The organism is Shinella sp. JR1-6 (assembly GCF_004284735.1).
In the GTDB taxonomy this organism is placed as follows: Bacteria; Pseudomonadota; Alphaproteobacteria; order Rhizobiales; family Rhizobiaceae; genus Shinella.
On sequence record NZ_SHMI01000014.1, the window covers coordinates 1 to 15818 of the forward strand.

Below are 15818 nucleotides of genomic sequence, written 5' to 3' on the forward strand. Positions count from 1 at the left end.
GCGCGTGATGAGCGGCGTCTGCTTCGGTTCCAGAAGCAGATGGCAGCCTACAAGCTGCTCATCATCGACGAGCTGGGCTTTGTGCCGCTGTCGAAGACCGGTGCGGAGTTGCTGTTCGAGCTGATCTCGCAACGCTACGAGCGCGGCGCTACTCTGATCACCAGCAATCTGCCTTTCGATGAATGGACGGAAACCCTGGGGTCCGAGCGTCTAACTGGTGCCCTGCTCGATCGCATCACCCACCATGTCAACATCCTCGAGATGAACGGCGACAGCTATCGTCTCGCCCAAAGCCGCGCCCGAAAGGCAGGCTGAAAACCTCCCGAAAAATCGCTACGCCGGCCCGAGACCCCCGCTCGGGCTTAAGCCCTCCCGGCGGTCTCAGGCCGGCGCCGCAGTGGCCGACTTTTGCTCCGCCCCGTGGCCGGTTTTTACTCCGCCGTTGACACCCGCCCTTGCCGCGCTCGCAGAGCCCGTAGCCGAGCCGCCGTTCGAGATTGCCGATATGCATGCTGATGTTCGACTGGCTCATGTTGAGTTCGGCCTGCGCGGCTGTAAAGCCGCCGCAGCGGACCACGCGGGCAAACAACCGCAACAGGCGCAAATCGACATCCGTGACATTCTTCAGCATCGCCCCTCCGGCGAGCGGCCGCATCGCACGGCCACCTCTTGCATGGCAACCATTACATCAGTTTCGATTGATGCCAACGCAATCAAATTGGAATTCCACCTGACGTTACCTTTGTCTACCGTATGCTTGGAGGCGGCCACGATCTCAAAGAAAACAGGGACCGGGCCGGGATTCTTTCAAAGCAACCCCGACCGCAGACCCGCGCAGGAAACCCCTCGCGGCCAATGGCGCCCTGCGCCCGGTCGCAAGGCGGACGACGGGAGGTCATCATGCCGGATACCAAGTCAGCAGCGTCAAGCAACGACGAGCGGTTCCTTGCCAACCACGGCTATCGACAGGAACTGGACCGCGGCCTCAGCCTCTGGTCGTCGTTTTCCGTGGGCTTCGCCACGATCTCGCCGGTCGTCGGCATCTATTCGGTGATGTCGCTCGGGGCGATCAGCATCGGCCCGTCCTGGGTCTGGATCGTCCCGCTCTGCCTCGCCCTTCAGTTCACCGTCGCCCTGGTCTATGCCGAGCTCTCCTCGCAATACCCCCTTGCCGGGGGATGCTATCAATGGGTCCGCCATCTCGTCGGTGACCGCCTCGCCTGGTTCACCGGCTTCCTCTACCTCGCTTCCGCTCTGGCCTCGCTGACCACCGTCTCCTATCTCGGCGGCTTCTGGCTCGGCCTCTTCGTCACCGGATCCCCGCCCTCGGCCGACGGCCAGGTGGCCTGTGGCGCGGCGCTGCTGGCGCTCGGGCTCGCCGTCAATCTTCTCGGCATCAACCCGCTCAAATACTTCGTCAATGCCGGCATCATCGCGGAAGCCATCGCCTCGATCGGCATCGGCGTCGTGCTCCTTCTGTTCTTCCGCAACCACTCCTTCGACCTGCTGTTCACGAGCATGGGTGCGGAAGCGGCCTCGGACGGCTCCTATCTGAGCGGTTTCCTCACTGCGCTTGCGGTCGGTGGATGGGCGTTCCTCGGCTTCGACGCCTGCTCGCAGATCTCGGAAGAGACGACCGACGCGCGGATCTCCGTACCGCGGGCCATTCTCCGCTCGATGCTGGTGGTCGGCGGCACGGTGATGCTGACCGCTTTCGCCGTCACCCTTTCCTACAAGGATCCGGCTGCCGTGGTCAGCGGGCAGATCATCGACCCCGTCACGCCGGCCGTCGTCGATGCGCTCGGCGCCTGGTCGGAACGCCCGTTCGTCGCCGTCGTCCTGGTCGCCTTCGTCGCTTGCGTCGTCTCCGTGCAGACCTATATCGGCCGTGCGATCTTCGGCATGGCGCGGGATGGCATCCTGCCCGGCTCCGCCCTGCTGCGGCGCGTCGATCGCCGCAAGGTGCCTATGGCCGCCATGCTGTGCAGCACCGTCATCGCCGCCTTCGGCCTGGTGCTGGGCCTCAACGCCACCGCCGTCGGCACGCTGATCGCCTTCGGCAGCGGCGGCTTCTTCTTCGTGTTCCTCATCGTCACGGCGAGTGCGCTGGTCGCCCGTCTCAACGGCCGGTGGAATCCGGCAAAGGGAGCCTTCCAGCTCGGCCGCTGGAGCCTTCCGGTCAACATCGTCGCTACCCTCTGGCTCGTCTTCGAGGCGATCAACGTGGCCTGGCCGCGGGTGCTTCTCGCACCGCCCGGCGCACCGTGGTTCCAGGTCTGGGCCGTCATCCTGGTCTTCTCCGCCCTCTCGGCTTTCGGCCTTCTCTACCTTGCCGTCGCCAAGCCGCACCGGCGCATCCCCACCGCCGCGAGCTTCGCAACGACGCCCCTTCCCTGAGGCCCGCGCCACCCGCCCCTCATTCCCTTTCAATGCCTGGACATCCAATGACCGACATCCACTACTGGACCTATCCGACCGAAATCTTCTGCGGCAAGGGCGCGGTCGAGCGACTTGCGCATCGCTGCCGGCTCGCCGGCGCAACCTATCCGCTCCTGGTCACCGACCCCGGCTTGCTGACGCTGCCGCCAATGCAGAAAGTGCGGGCATGCCTGGACGAGGCCGGCATGCGCTATGACGTGTTTCATGCGCTTTCCGGCAATCCGACCTTCGAAGAAGCCCAGGCGGGCGGCCGCGCCTTCGTTGCGGGCGGGCACGATCTCGTCATCGCCGTCGGCGGCGGAAGCGCCATCGACGTGGCCAAGGGCATCGTCCTGACCAGCCGCGATCCGCAGGGCCTCCGGCGCTTCGAGTGGAGCGAGCTGCTCGCCCGCTATGCCACGCTGGCGGATTTCCCGGCCCTGGCGCTCCCGTCCCTGTTCGTCGTGCCGACGACGGCGGGAACCGGCTCGGAACTCGGGCGTGAAGCCGTGCTGACCGATACGGCGCTGGGCATCAAGAAAATCATCGGCCACCGTGACCTTCTGGCGGCCTGCGTCTTCCTTGATCCCCTCCTGACAACGGGCCTGCCGCCGGCGCTCACCGCCGCGACCGGGATGGACGCTCTCACGCACCACCTCGAATCCCTGTTCTCGCCGCTGCACCACCCGATGTCGGCCGGCGTCGCCATGGAAGGCGTCCGGCTGGTGCATGCCTATCTGGAACGCGCGGTCAACGACGGCAACGATCTGGAAGCGCGCGAAGGCATGCTGGTCGCCTCTGCCAGCGCCGCAGTCGCCTTCCAGAAGGGCCTCGGCGGGGTCCATGCCCTGGCCCACCCGATCGGCGCGCGTCATCACCTGCACCACGGCCTGCTCAACGCCGTCCTTCTGCCTTATGTGCTCGTCGCCAACCGGCCGGCGATCGAGGAGCACGCGGCCCGGCTCGCACGCTATCTCGACCTGCCCGGCGCCGGCTTCGACGGTCTCATGGCATGGCTGCTGGCCCTCAGGACCCGCATAGGCATCCCGCCCTCCCTGGCGCATCTCGGCCTCGACGGCACGGATGCAGACTGGGTCGGAGCCCAGGCACTCGCCGACATCTCCTCCTCGGACACCAATGCGCGCCCGCTGGGGGCCGACGACTATGCGGTGATCTATCGAAAGGCGGTGGCCGGCTCACTCGAGGTGAGCACCACATAGGACGCAACCTTATACCTGCCCCGCCGATCGGATGGAGTGGGATAGGCGCGCAGTTTTCCTGTCCTATACAAAAAAAACCGCACAGTCTCTCCTTCCTGCATAAAGAGAGATAAGATTGCCTTATCGGTCATTCTGGTCTTTATAGGAGAGATGGCACGAATCATCGACGAAACCAGCGAAAACCACCACCAGGAGCATCCTGCACAGCCGCAGGAAACGCCAGTGGCTGACAGCAATTCCACTGCCCTCGTTGCGGCAGATGCGCCGCCGCCTTTGCCCACTCATCTGCAGGATCTCACGGATCGCGCCCGCGGGTATGTTGAGGCAGCAAGTTCCGCCAATACAAGGAGAGCCTACGCCTCGGACTGGAAGCATTTCTCGGCGTGGTGCAGGCGTCAGAACCTCGACGCCCTTCCCCCCGATCCGCAGGTCGTCGGCCTCTACATCACCGCCTGCGCGTCCGGTACGGCCGAACGTGGCGGCAAACCGAACACCGTTTCGACGATCGAGCGTCGCCTTGCGGCGATCGGATGGAACAGCGCACAGCGTGGCATGAAGCTCGACCGCAGGGATCCCGCCATCGCCACCGTCATGGCCGGTATCCGCAACCGGCATGCCGCCCCGCCGCGCCAGAAGGAGGCCCTGCTTCCCGAAGATCTCATCGCCATGCTGGAAACGATCGATCGCGGCACGCTGCGCGGCCTGCGCGATCGGGCCATGCTGCTCGTCGGCTTTGCCGGGGGCCTGCGCCGCTCGGAGATCACGGGGCTGGACCTCGGGCGCGACCAGAGCGAGGACGGGCGTGGCTGGGTCGAAATCTTCGACAAGGGCGCCCTGGTGACGCTGCGCGGCAAGACCGGCTGGCGCGAAGTGGAGATCGGCCGCGGTTCGTCCGATGCCACCTGCCCCGTGACCGCACTTGAAACCTGGATCCGGTTTGCGAAGATCGCCCGCGGGGCCCTGTTTCGCCGCGTCACCGGCCAGGGCAAGGATGTCGGACCGGACCGGCTGAACGACCAGGAGGTGGCCCGCCTCGTCAAGAAGGCAGCGCTTTCCGCCGGGGTACGTGGCGATCTGTCGGAAGCAGAGCGGGCACAAAAATTCGCCGGCCATTCGCTGCGCGCCGGTCTTGCCACCTCGGCCGAGGTGGACGAGCGCCATGTCCAGAAGCAACTCGGCCACGCCTCGGCCGAAATGACCCGCCGCTACCAACGTCGCCGCGACCGTTTCCGGGTCAATCTTACAAAAGCGGCAGGGCTCTAAAACGCCGCAAGCGCTTTCACCCACTCCCAGTGCTATCCCCTGATTGTTGCGCGCTGGCTCCGATCTGCGGCTCATTTTGTGTGGTATGCTTTGCTATCGCTGCACAGGATTGGGAGGGTTCCATGGGTTTGCGACTTGCCACAGCTGGCTACTGCATTTTCTTGTCTATGTCCGCTCACGCTCAATCGAGCACGCCAAAGGGCTGGTTTCTGCATGACGACCAGGCACCGACACTGACCCTCGCTTACTACGATCCCTCTTCCGGCAACGTGATCTTTGCCGCCACCTGTACGCAAGGCTACAGCGACACCATCATTGCCTTCTATCCCGAAGCCGCTCTTGCAGAGGGGAAGAAAAACGTGGAGCTCGCGCTTTCCCGTAGCGCCAGCAGGCTCGCCTTTGATGGAACCGCGCAAGTGTACAACGGCCGCTACACGATCGATGGCCAGACATCCATGGAGCCGGAACTGGCCGACCTGCTGCAGGGCGGCTTCACTCTTGCCGTGGATGGGCAAGAGATGCGGGTATTTACGGCCACCGAACAGGATAGCGCACACATTCGCAAACTCACCGAAGCGTGCCGGGGCTGACATTCATACTTTAGCAAGTTCCAACCCGGCGATCGAGAAGTAACGGGAAAGCTCCGAGGACGACGAAGACCCGGCCTCTCCGGGGTGCCGCAAAAGCGGCTCTCATTCTGTCCCTCCCCCCACTATGGCTCGCACACACGAGCCACCCAATAGCAGCCCGCCGTCGCTGACAATCAACGCATGTCTGCCTGAGCATTCCGAAAAAGCGTGAGCCATTGTCGCCTACCCTGCTTGCTGTTTCTTCCCGCCGACAACACGAATAATGAGTACCGCTTTCGCTTTTGGCGCATCGATATGCAGAACCTTCACGGCCGATGCATTGTTGACATCACTCATTGTGAAAGTGCCATTCGCCATTGGCTGCGGACTGCAAGAGCAAGCAATTTGCCCTCGCCGGATATCGTCTGGGTTGCACGCAAGGCTCGGGCGAGGTTTGTAAGGGTAGATTCTCCGAAACCCGGCACCAAACGCATCGGCAACAGGATACCAATATGAGCGAACTGCAGAACAAGGCGGTCACGCTGGCATCGCAGGGAGAAGACGATCTCTCCTCTCAAGCGTCCTCGGACCGATGCATTCCATTTCTCAAGAGTGCGCTGGATCTTCACTTCGCCCTTGGCGGCAATGTCGAGGCATTGGATGCGCTTCTCCAGGCACATCGTTCACGGCGCCAGCTCAAGGTGGACGCAGCCGTTGCCAACGTGGTGATCGAACTGGCCGTCGCCAGCCACCTCAGCGATATCGACATGGTCCAGGCCACCTACAATCGCCTGGACGCAGAGCTCGACATATCCCGCCATTCGAAATAGTCCGGCTACAAACTACTGTTCCTGAGGCCGAGCAGGTAAACCGCAGCCTCCAAGCAGTCTTGCCCTGATGATGCTACGAAGTTCAAAACGGGGCTGCGCCTCGATGGCATCGACGGCTTGCTCGATTCTCTGTCTTCCCGATCGAGTTCTCACAAGCCTCTACCCTCAGCCTGACCGGGGTATAGATGTAGCGAACCGAACAGTAGGAGCCGAAGGAAGACAAAAGGGAAACGTAAGACGGCTCCAAACCCTGACAGCTGTCAGGGTTTTCTGATGTCCGCCATCATCCCACCTTTCTGCCTGTTCCGCCCTGTCCCCGAAGAAGCGCCATCAAAGCCGGCCCCAGCGAAAACTCGCCCCGCTCTGCCCGGCGCGTCAAATCCCTGAGATATCCCCCGGGAGAGTTGATGTGCCCCGCTCGTTCGAGGATGCAGGCGATCGCGACGGCCGCATTTTCTGCTCCCATTACCTCGCAGGCCACCTGATAGGCAGAAGGACTGACGCCCAGCATCGACCGGACCACCACGGCCGCCGACATCAGGTCCCTCCATCCATCGATTTTGCCGCCGGGACCGTACATCACGATCTCAGGGCATGCGTTCAAAACCATGCCAAGTGGGAAATTACGGATAGGCGTCCTCGGGATTTCGTCGTTCATCCTCCACGTCGCTCCCTGCTCTTTTTCAGAGCGAGGTTCAAATTCATGGATGGAGTCGGATTTTGAATTCTGTATGTGGCGCCCACAATGAGCATCATTGGTGCTTGAATCTTCAGAAAATTGCTGCCTTTCCAGAAGGTTGACGATCTCGCTGCGCAGAAGTTCCATCTCGACGAGCGCCGTATGGATGTCGTTTCGCGTGGGTGTCCGCGGGAGACTTGCGAGAATGTCGATGTAGGTCGCTTCGATCGCCCCCCAATCTCCCTGGGCGCCCTCTTCCATCGCGGCGGTAATCAGCTTGCGGACATCCCTCCGGCAGATCGTCAGGTTCTCCTTGGCCCGCCGAAACGCCATGCGATCCGCAACGACCTGCTGGGCCAGCATGGCCAGCTCCTCCGCGCGCGAGAGCAGCGGCGACATGTCGAAGCCGAACGCCGTTTCGATGCCGCCCGCATCGTCCTTGCGCGCATAGCGCTTGCCGTTTGCGCTGTCCTTGCGCACGATCAGGCCCGCGTCGACAAGCAAGGCGAGATGCCGCCTCAAGGTCGCGCCGGCGATGCCATGGGCCCGCAGGGCAAGCTGGGCATTGGACGGAAAGACAACAAGCTGGGCGTCCTGGCGCAGTTCGCTTTCCGGGTAGAAACTCAGGAGGGCGTCCAGCACAGCCAGACTCCTGTCCTGCAGGCCAAGCAGTATTCTCGCCTCCGAGACGTCCCGGAAGACCTTCCATTTGTCCGCTATCTTGCCTGGCTTGATTTCAGCCGTCGCCAATTGCCGGCGTACGAGCGCAAGCGACATCGGCCGCCGCCCGAAGGGCGTCGTCACATTTCCACTCTGCATTTTCCTTCACCTTGCAAAAGGCAAAAGAAATCCGCCCGCCAAAAATGGCGCCAAAGACTCTTGACTACGATTCGTGGAAATGCGATCCTCGGGGTGCTAAATCAGAGAGGGGCTTCCACGACGGCAACGTTTTGGGGGCCTTTTTCTTTTGCTGCGCTTCCTTTCATTTTCCAGAATCCTGACAGCTGTCAGGGTTGTCATTCATCCCGCAAGCGGGCAAATCGATCGGCAAGGCCCGGCAGTTCGGCCTCCACGAATTTCAGGAAAGCCATGCCAAGGGCGCCTTCCGCCGAAATCCGGACTTCCCTCGCCGATGCCGTCACGGCACCAAGCTTCCTGCCACCCGCATCCGCAAGCGCGGTCACTGAAGTGTTCTTCCCTGGAGCGGCGGGTTTCACCGCATCGAGCACGCGCTGAAATCGTTGATCGGACAGCTGGGGGCTATCTGTCCCGTTCGACAGGACCGCCCTGATCGTGCCGAGAGACTGCGCATCGCCGGCAACGATCTTGGCAAGGTCGAGCCAACGCGGTCTGCCGACCTTCGGAGCCCGGCCGATTGCCTCGATGATATCGGCCGGGAGCGCGCGGTAGACACTGCGCATCCTTGCAAGCTCGGCATCCTCGATCGAAAGCGCCGCGTAGATGTGACGCGCCTTTATTCCCGCATCATCCATACGCGACGCGAAGAGGGCACGCTCGATCCACGTCAGGTCCTGGCGGCTGGCATTCTCGATGCCCTGCGCAAGAACCAGATCGAGATCCGATATCTCCACCTCGATCGCGCGTATGGGCCTGCCGAGCAGCCTGGCGGCAAGCCAGCGACGGTGGCCATAGACGATCTGGTAGCGCCCGGCGGAGGAGGGGTGCTTGCGAACCTGGATGGGAACCTGTTGTCCCTCGCTCTCGATCGAACGCCTGAAAGCCTCGAAGCTTGCCGTATCGTCATCGGGCAACCGGTCGGGATAGGGCGAGGGGTCGATCAGCGCAGTATCCAGCTCCCGTACGGAACCGCCGCCGGCCTCTACAAGCGCCTTGAGCCGGTCCCGTTCCGAGCGGATATCGTCGATTGCACGGTGGGCAGCGCCAATCACGCCGGCACCGACACGCTGCGTCGGAGCCGCAGGGGCCGGCTGCTCGTCGCCCGCCAGCTTGTTCTCCAGTTCCGCCGACAGCAGGCCGAAGCTGGCGACAATCGATTTGCGGGAGGATTTGCTCATGTCCGCCCCCAGCTGTCATTGATGAGCCGGATGATCGCTTCATTGACGCCATCGACGGCTTCGCGCGCGCGCTTGTGGGTGTCCCGCCCGATCTGGCCCATTTCCAGCTCGTAGATCGAGCGTTTTGCGAGGCCGGCCGCTTCGACTGCCGTGCTTTCGATCGCGGTCGGAAGAAGCACGTCCGTGCCGAACATATGCCGCAGCATCGCGACGACCTGTGATTGCGGCGCATCGTTCGGATCATGGCGCGTGACCAGGTACCGGATGAAGTCCTGATCCAGCTGCGCGCCGCTTTCGTTCAGAACGCTGATAAGGTCACCCATCATCAGCAGGAACTGGCTCATTGATGCGACATCCAGCATGGCGGGATGCACGGTGATAATCATGCTGGTCGCGGCGTAAATCGCGCTCAGGGTCAGGAAGCCGAGCGAAGGCGGCGTGTCGAGGATGACGACGTCATAGTCTGCCTCGACCTCCGCGAGGGCGAGCTTCAGCCTTTCGAAGAAAATTGCGCCCGAACCTGACTTGCTCGCCAGAACACGGGGCGTTTCGTGCTCGTATTCCATGACCTCCAGGTTGCCAGGAACAAGATCGATCCCTTCGAAATAGGTCTTGCGAATGACCTCGCGGATCGAGCGCCGCTCGGTATCGTCATAGCGCAGCGCTGCATAGATCGTCTCGTTCGAGCCGACATCCACTTCCGGCTGAAAGCCGAACATGGCGGACAGGGACGCCTGCGGATCCAGATCGAGCGCAAGAACGCGATAGCCCTGGAGGGCGAGATAATGGGAAAGATGCACACAGGTCGTCGTTTTCGCACTGCCGCCCTTGAAGTTGGCGATCGCGATGACCTGGAGATGCTCGCCCGGGCGACGGCGGGGAAGAAAGCGCAAAGCCTCGGCCGGCTTCTGTTTTGCAAACAGCGCGCGAAGCTCGTTGATCTGGCCCAGCGTGTAGACGCGATGATTGTTCTCGAGCCGGCTTGGAACAGGTCCGCGTCCCTCGGTAGACATGAGCTTCAAGGTGGAATCAGGTATGGAAGTGAGCTTCGACACCTCGTTGGTCAAAAACGAACGAAGGGTCTTCTCCGACTTCGGAGGATACATACGCGTTCTGAGTTGCTGCAATTGCGCCGACAGAAGCCCCGCATGGCGCATGATCTTGCCGCCTGCGTCTTCCTTGGTGCCAACAATTGGGTCTACTCGGTTTGCTATCGCCATGTCTTCCTCTTGGCGGCCTTAAGCCGGTTTGCCGGCCATTGCCCGCCAAAGATAGAACACGATTCTCCCGGACCGTCCAGAAGTTTAGGGTTAACAAAAGGTTAATAAGAACAGTTGCGCACCTGCGGGAACGCTCTTTTTTCAGGCGTTGCACAGATGATCTCGCAAATGGCGTACCCGCCCAATACCCGTGTAAAAGCCGGCGCCGGCGACCTTGCCCTCCCTGTCAGCCGGATTCTACATGGTCCAGAGCAGGGAAATCGGCGCGGCCTGCAGCTTCTCCCCGAAGGGCGTGATGCGGTCATGATCGTGCAGGACCAGTCCCCGCACGAACCGGTCGCCCACGGCATCCTTGAGCTGGCGCAGCCCGCGGAAATCATCCGATTTTACGGTCGCAGACGCCTTCACCTCAATGCCGACGATACGGCCGCGACGGTCCTCGATGATCACATCCACCTCGTCCTGATCCTTGGTCCGGTAGTGCGAGAATGCGAGGCGCCGCTCGGACCAGGAAGCCAGTTTCAGGATCTCCGACACGACGAAGCTTTCGAGCAGCGGGCCGAATCGCGTCCGATCCCGGATCAGCCGCTCCGCCTCGTCTTCCCGCAAGGCCGCGAGCAGCCCGGTGTCGATGAAATGCAGCTTCGGCGTCTTGATCAGCCGGCTGAGGCGGTTGTTCGACCAGGGAGAAAGCGTTCTCACGAGGAACAGCCGTTCGAGGATAGCGACATATTTCTGGGCCGTGACGCTCGAAAGGCCCAGCGCTGCACCGAAGCTGCTGTGGTTGACCAGTTGTCCGGCATGTTCGGCAAGCACGCTCAGGAGACGCGGCAAACGATCGAGCTGATCGATGTTTGCGATGTCGCGCACGTCGCGGTCCAGGATCAGAGCCACGTAGTCCTCAAGCCAAGCGGTACGCCGGGCCGCAGTCGTGCGCCGAAGGACTTCAGGAAAGCCGCCCTTCACGACCACCCCCACCAGGTCATCGCCAAAGACGGCCCCGCCGCCGGCCACCGGCTCTTCGCCGTCAAAGAGACGATCCAGCAAGCGGCCGGGGGTCGAAAGGATCTCGGACTGGGCGAATGGAAAAAGGGAAATCACGGCCATCCGCCCGGCCAGAGAATCGGCAATGGCAGGCATCGTCGCCAGATTGGCCGAGCCGGTCAGCAGGAACCGTCCCGGCTCTTCATCGCGGTCGACACTCTCCTTGATCGCCAGCATCAGTTCGGGCGCGCGCTGCACCTCATCGATGACGGCCCGCCTGATGCCCCGTATGAAGCCGATCGGGTCGGACTTCGCAGCACTGAGAGTGCCGGCATCGTCCAATGTCATGAACGGCCGATCCTCGCCGGCAAACATCCGCGCCAATGTCGTCTTGCCGGCTTGACGAGGGCCGGCAATCAGGACCACACGCGTGTCGGCCAAGGCGGTTTCGACGTTCTGTCGGACCTTGCGTTCGATATGGAGACGGGGTAGGGGAGGGGAAATCATGCGGCCATTCTTAGCGAAGAATTCGTCTGATTTAAAGCCGACGTTCGTCTATTTTTAAATCAAAGGATGTCCGAATTTAAGCACCCGACGTCACATATGAGGTTATGGCCCTGAAATCCCCGCCGTTTTACGTGGTCTCGGCGCACGCCATTTTCGTGCTCCACCTGACGACACCGATCAAGCAATCGGCAAGAGAAATGTGCCTGCTCGAATACTGAACCGTTCCGGGCAACATTTCAGATGTCCCTCCTTGGCCCCCATTTCTGAGCAAGGGACAGGCATTCGCGCCAGAAAAGCATGGCTCCCGTCGTCGACACGCTGCGCAGCGAGACGGCGGCGGCGGCGTGAGCGAGTTCGAGGCACTGGGCAAGGGGCCACCCCTCGTGAAGACCGTAGAGCATGCCGGCAGCAAAGGCGTCGCCCGCCCCGTTCGCGCCCTTAATCTCCACTTCAGGGATGGCGACGGAGGGCGCGACCGCACTATCCCCGTCACGGGTGACGGCAATGGCGAAAGCCGGGCAGTGTACGGTGACGAGCCCCATCGCACCCCGTTCCAGCACCATGCGCGCCGCGCGAAGGCACGCGTCCTTGTCCGAAGTGCCGTCCAGGATGGTCTCGACACCGGCGATGGCACCGATTTCCATGTCATTGACGATGAGGAGATCGAGATGCGGCAGGCAAGGCGCGACAAGCCGGGCCATCAGACCACGGTCGATGCTCGCCAGCTCCAGATTTGTCTGAAGCCCCGCCGCGCGCGCATTCTTCAGCACCGCCACCCATCCGTTCGGCTCGCCTTGCCAGGGCGCGTCGAGAATGCGGTGCACGCCCGGTAGGCCGAGATGCAGGTAGCGCATACGCGTCTGGGAAAAATCGAAATGATCGGGCGTCAGCTGCGCGCCGGTTCCGGCATGGAAGATATGGGTACGCCGGTGCGAGCGCAGCGAGACATAGGCGTCGCAGAACTGCGTGGCGGCATCCGGCGTCACCGTCATCTGGCGCGTGTCGATCCCCGCTGCCGCAGCCGTCTTGCGCAGATAGCGGCCATCGTCATCATCCCCGACGAGGCCGATCGTCTCGACGGGGATCGACGGATCGAGCCGCTTGACGTCAAGCGCTAGATTGCAGCTGGAGCCGCCGCCGTGACGCTCCTCCTCGAAAAGCTCGGCAAGGCCGTCCTCACCCGGCCAGTGGCTGACCGTGCGGTTGTAATCCGCACACCACGTCCCACCCGTCAGGATGCCTCGCCGCCCGCCCGTCATCTGCTCTGTTCCGGCTTGAGCACAGCTTCCGTGACGACGTTATCGTTGGCGAGCTCGCGCAACGGCTTGATCCCGTCCTTGGAAAGGCTTGCGTGATAGGCCTTCACCGCCTCCGAAGGCGCAATCGTGCCGGATGCTACCTCGCGCATGAAGCGCACCATGGCCAGCGGGTCTTCGGCGAGGTTGATCTTGCGCCCGAACAGCGCGACGCGCGCGCCGAACCGCTCGGCCTGGTGGAGAAGCTCGAAGCAGTCGCGCGTCGTGCCAGCGCCACCGCCGAGAACCCCGACGATGACGCTTGGATCGTAGGAGGCGAGCTCGTCCAGCGCCTTGGCCCCGTTGAACGGGATTTTGAGGAACTGCGGCCGGTCCGCCTTGGTAACACCGGCAAGGCAGCGCATCATCACGTCGTTGACATAGTGGGGAACCACTTCAGGGTCGACGCCGCAATCCACGTTGGGATTGAAGACCTCAAGGAAGTATTTGAAGTTGTTGCGTGCCGCGTCCTCGCGGAACCAGTGGAAGGCTTCCAGCGACTGGTAGTCGTGCTCAAGATCGTTGTTGAAGGTGATGGAGTAGAGGCCGAGGTCCGTGCCGGTAATCTGCGCACCCGGCGCGGGATCGATCGTGCCGGTGGCGACGCGCGAGAGCGAGGCCGTCCGGAAGGGGCGCGAGGGCTGCTTCGAATAGGTCGCACCCCGGCAGACCCAGACGTCGGTCGTGTCGTTGGCGCGGATCGCCGGCTTGACGGCGCTTCCCCGGAACACGCCCATGTCTGTCAGCGCCTCCATGTTGGAGGCGGAGGTCAGCATGATGTCGACGATATCCTGCTCGACGACGGCGCGGATGTTCTCCAGGAATTCCGCGCGAGTGTAGTGGCGCGACCAGCTGCCGTCCTTCGCCCGCTTCGGACCGCAGGAGGTGATGGAGGGCCCCATGTCGCCGTCCTTCGCGTCGGCGATGATGAAATCGCTGCGGGTGTAGTTTCCGGCGCGGATGCGGGCGAGCTTCTGGTCGAGGCGATACATGTCTTGCTCCGTTCGGGACAGGGTCAGGCGGCCGCCGCGCCGGTCATGATGGCGACGACGTCGTTCATGGTGTGTGTCTTGGGGGTGACGACGGCCGCGCGCCGGCCAAGGCGCATGATGTGGATGCGGTCGGCGATGTCGAAGACGTTCGGCATGTTATGACTGATGAGAACGACCGGCAGGCCGCGATCGCGGATCGAGCGGATCAGCTCCAGCACCTGGCCCGTTTCGCGCACGCCGAGCGCCGCCGTCGGCTCGTCCATGATGACGAGCTTGCGGGCGAAGAGCGCGGCGCGCGCGACGGCGACACCCTGCCGCTGGCCACCCGACAGCGACTCCACCGGATTGTCGATCGCCGGCAGGCGGAACTTCAGTTCGCCCATGGCGCGGCGGGCTTCTTCACGCATGCGCGTCTTGTCGAGACGGCGGAAGAGACCGCCAAGCAGGCCCGGCGCGCGCAGCTCGCGGCCAAGGAAGAGGTTGGCGGCGATGTCGAGGGCAGGCGCGACGGCGAGATCCTGGTAGACCGTCTCGATACCGGCGTGGCGCGCATCCAGCGGCCCCTTGAAATGCACCGGCGCGCCGTCGAGCAGGATGTCACCGCTGGTCGGGCGCACGGCCCCGGTCAGCGTCTTGATCAACGTCGACTTACCGGCGCCATTGTCGCCGACGACGGCAAGGATCTCGCCGGCGCGAAGTTCGAAGTCAACGCCGTCAAGCGCGGTGACATGGCCGTAGGTCTTCACCACGTTGCGCGCTTCGAGAACCACATGCGGAACGGCGTCGGCCATCAGCTCTTCCTCCGGGACATCTGGTCGAGCGCGACGGCGATGATGACGAGGATGCCGGTCACGAGGTCCTGCCAGAGCGGGTCGATGCCGGCGAGCGTCAGGCCGTTGCGCAGCACCCCGACGATGAGCGCGCCGATCAATGTCCCGATGAGGCCGCCGCGGCCGCCGAACAGGCTGGTGCCGCCGATCACCACGGCGGTGATGGAATCGAGATTGGCGCTCTGCATGGCGTTTGGATCGGCATTGGGGATACGCCCGAGCGCCAGCCAGGCGGCGATGCCGTAGATCAGGCCGGCGAGCACGTAGACCGAGAGCAGGTGGCGGCGCACCGGAATGCCGACGAGGCGGGCAGCCTCCGCATTGTTGCCGATGGCGTAGGTATGGCGACCCCATTTCGTCTGGTTCAGGAGATACCAAACCACGGCGTAAAGGGTGAACATGATCAGCACGCCATAGGTCAGCACGAAGCCACCGAGCTTCATCGTGTTGCCCGTCCAGGCAAGGAAGGGATCGCGCACCGGAAAGGCGCCGCCTTCGGAGATCAGCCGCAGCGCTGCCGTCAGAATGCCCAAAATACCGAGCGTGACGATGAAGGGCGGGAGCCTGAGGCCGGAAACGAGACCACCCGCCGCAAGACCGGCAGCCGTGCAGAGCAGAATGGCAAACCCCATGGAGAGCACGGGGTCATAGCCGAGATTGACCAGCTTGCCGGCGACAATGGTGCCGAGCACACAGATGGCGCCGACCGCAAGGTCGATGCCCGCGGTCAGGATCACCAGCGTCTGGCCGATCGCGAGAACGCCGATGATGACGGTCTGCTGCAGGATGATCGACAGATTGTGCGTGGCGAGAAAACGGGGATTGGTCAGCGCGAAGATCACGCAGAAGCCGAGAAGGACCAGAAGCGGCCCCACCGAGGGCGTTCCCAGGATGCGGGCCTTCAGGCTCCGCGGCGTCTCGGCGTCGGAAACGGTGGCTGTATTCATGGACATCCCGTGCATCAGGTTTTGCGCG

Annotated in this window: 15 protein-coding genes; 6 read left to right on the forward strand and 9 right to left on the reverse strand. The window is 62.9% G+C overall.

Annotated features, from left to right (window positions below; genetic code table 11):
- Positions 1-315, forward strand: a 315-nt coding sequence (locus tag EXZ48_RS21760; RefSeq protein ID WP_130518197.1) for an ATP-binding protein, incomplete at its 5' end; no start/stop codon positions are given.
- Here the strand turns inward: EXZ48_RS21760 and EXZ48_RS35275 are convergent.
- Entirely contained in the window at positions 248-655 is a 408-nt protein-coding gene (locus tag EXZ48_RS35275) for a LysR family transcriptional regulator (protein ID WP_371687671.1), read from the reverse strand. The genes EXZ48_RS21760 and EXZ48_RS35275 overlap by 68 nt on opposite strands.
- A gap of 245 nt (positions 656-900) precedes the next feature.
- Between EXZ48_RS35275 and EXZ48_RS21770 the strand changes: the two genes are divergently transcribed.
- The 5 genes from EXZ48_RS21770 (at position 901) to EXZ48_RS21790 (ending at position 6300) form a co-directional block, all read left to right on the forward strand.
- The gene (locus tag EXZ48_RS21770) at positions 901-2397 is read left to right on the forward strand and encodes an APC family permease (protein ID WP_130518199.1); all 1497 of its coding nucleotides are present in this window, start codon (positions 901-903) and stop codon (positions 2395-2397) included.
- A 47-nt stretch (positions 2398-2444) separates the two neighbouring features.
- The gene (locus EXZ48_RS21775) at positions 2445-3638 is read left to right on the forward strand and encodes an iron-containing alcohol dehydrogenase (protein ID WP_130518201.1); all 1194 of its coding nucleotides are present in this window, start codon (positions 2445-2447) and stop codon (positions 3636-3638) included.
- Positions 3639-3788: 150 nt separating this feature from the next.
- A complete protein-coding gene (locus EXZ48_RS21780) occupies positions 3789-4901 on the forward strand; it encodes a tyrosine-type recombinase/integrase (RefSeq protein ID WP_130518203.1) in 1113 nt (370 codons plus the stop codon).
- 122 nt (positions 4902-5023) lie between these two features.
- Positions 5024-5491 (forward strand): hypothetical protein, encoded by a 468-nt coding sequence (locus EXZ48_RS21785; protein WP_130518205.1) that lies wholly within the window; start codon positions 5024-5026, stop codon positions 5489-5491.
- Between the two features lie 491 nt (positions 5492-5982).
- The gene (locus EXZ48_RS21790) at positions 5983-6300 is read left to right on the forward strand and encodes a hypothetical protein (protein WP_130518207.1); all 318 of its coding nucleotides are present in this window, start codon (positions 5983-5985) and stop codon (positions 6298-6300) included.
- Positions 6301-6583: 283 nt separating this feature from the next.
- Here EXZ48_RS21790 and repC read toward each other — a convergent pair whose 3' ends face one another.
- From repC to EXZ48_RS21830, 8 genes are all read right to left on the reverse strand, one after another.
- Positions 6584-7798, reverse strand: coding sequence for a plasmid replication protein RepC (gene repC / locus EXZ48_RS21795; RefSeq protein ID WP_130518209.1), 1215 nt, complete (start codon positions 7796-7798; stop codon positions 6584-6586).
- 197 nt (positions 7799-7995) lie between these two features.
- The gene (gene repB / locus EXZ48_RS21800; RefSeq protein WP_130518211.1) at positions 7996-9015 is read right to left on the reverse strand and encodes a plasmid partitioning protein RepB; all 1020 of its coding nucleotides are present in this window, start codon (positions 9013-9015) and stop codon (positions 7996-7998) included.
- Entirely contained in the window at positions 9012-10235 is a 1224-nt protein-coding gene (repA, locus tag EXZ48_RS21805) for a plasmid partitioning protein RepA (RefSeq protein WP_023512896.1), read from the reverse strand. The genes repB and repA overlap by 4 nt, the downstream gene beginning before the upstream one ends.
- Positions 10236-10472: 237 nt before the next feature.
- Positions 10473-11726 carry an ATP-binding protein gene (locus EXZ48_RS21810; RefSeq protein ID WP_130518214.1) on the reverse strand — a complete coding sequence of 418 codons (1254 nt, stop codon included), beginning with the start codon at positions 11724-11726 and terminating at the stop codon, positions 10473-10475.
- 236 nt (positions 11727-11962) lie between these two features.
- Positions 11963-12985, reverse strand: a complete 1023-nt coding sequence (locus EXZ48_RS21815) for a carbohydrate kinase family protein (RefSeq protein ID WP_023512898.1) — start codon at positions 12983-12985, stop codon at positions 11963-11965.
- On the reverse strand, positions 12982-14013 hold the full coding sequence (locus EXZ48_RS21820; RefSeq protein WP_130518216.1) for a hypothetical protein: 1032 nt from the start codon (positions 14011-14013) through the stop codon (positions 12982-12984). Before EXZ48_RS21820 ends, EXZ48_RS21815 begins: the two co-directional genes overlap by 4 nt.
- Before the next feature lie 23 nt (positions 14014-14036).
- Entirely contained in the window at positions 14037-14804 is a 768-nt protein-coding gene (locus EXZ48_RS21825; RefSeq protein ID WP_130518218.1) for an ATP-binding cassette domain-containing protein, read from the reverse strand.
- A complete protein-coding gene (locus EXZ48_RS21830; RefSeq protein ID WP_023512901.1) occupies positions 14804-15790 on the reverse strand; it encodes an ABC transporter permease in 987 nt (328 codons plus the stop codon). The genes EXZ48_RS21825 and EXZ48_RS21830 overlap by 1 nt, the downstream gene beginning before the upstream one ends.
- Positions 15791-15818: the final 28 nt, after the last annotated feature.

Bases quoted from the DNA above. Each gene is read 5' to 3' on its own strand.
- EXZ48_RS21780 (WP_130518203.1), top strand. From the start codon at position 3,789: ATGGCACGAATCATCGACGAAACCAGCGAAAACCACCACCAGGAGCAT.
- EXZ48_RS21785 (WP_130518205.1), top strand. From the start codon at position 5,024: ATGGGTTTGCGACTTGCCACAGCTGGCTACTGCATTTTCTTGTCTATG.
- repA (WP_023512896.1), bottom strand. From the start codon at position 10,235: ATGGCGATAGCAAACCGAGTAGACCCAATTGTTGGCACCAAGGAAGAC.
- EXZ48_RS21830 (WP_023512901.1), bottom strand. From the start codon at position 15,790: ATGAATACAGCCACCGTTTCCGACGCCGAGACGCCGCGGAGCCTGAAG.
- EXZ48_RS35275 (WP_371687671.1), bottom strand. From the start codon at position 655: ATGCGGCCGCTCGCCGGAGGGGCGATGCTGAAGAATGTCACGGATGTC.
- EXZ48_RS21790 (WP_130518207.1), top strand. From the start codon at position 5,983: ATGAGCGAACTGCAGAACAAGGCGGTCACGCTGGCATCGCAGGGAGAA.
- repC (WP_130518209.1), bottom strand. From the start codon at position 7,798: ATGCAGAGTGGAAATGTGACGACGCCCTTCGGGCGGCGGCCGATGTCG.
- EXZ48_RS21770 (WP_130518199.1), top strand. From the start codon at position 901: ATGCCGGATACCAAGTCAGCAGCGTCAAGCAACGACGAGCGGTTCCTT.
- EXZ48_RS21825 (WP_130518218.1), bottom strand. From the start codon at position 14,804: ATGGCCGACGCCGTTCCGCATGTGGTTCTCGAAGCGCGCAACGTGGTG.
- EXZ48_RS21815 (WP_023512898.1), bottom strand. From the start codon at position 12,985: ATGACGGGCGGGCGGCGAGGCATCCTGACGGGTGGGACGTGGTGTGCG.
- EXZ48_RS21820 (WP_130518216.1), bottom strand. From the start codon at position 14,013: ATGTATCGCCTCGACCAGAAGCTCGCCCGCATCCGCGCCGGAAACTAC.
- repB (WP_130518211.1), bottom strand. From the start codon at position 9,015: ATGAGCAAATCCTCCCGCAAATCGATTGTCGCCAGCTTCGGCCTGCTG.
- EXZ48_RS21810 (WP_130518214.1), bottom strand. From the start codon at position 11,726: ATGATTTCCCCTCCCCTACCCCGTCTCCATATCGAACGCAAGGTCCGA.
- EXZ48_RS21775 (WP_130518201.1), top strand. From the start codon at position 2,445: ATGACCGACATCCACTACTGGACCTATCCGACCGAAATCTTCTGCGGC.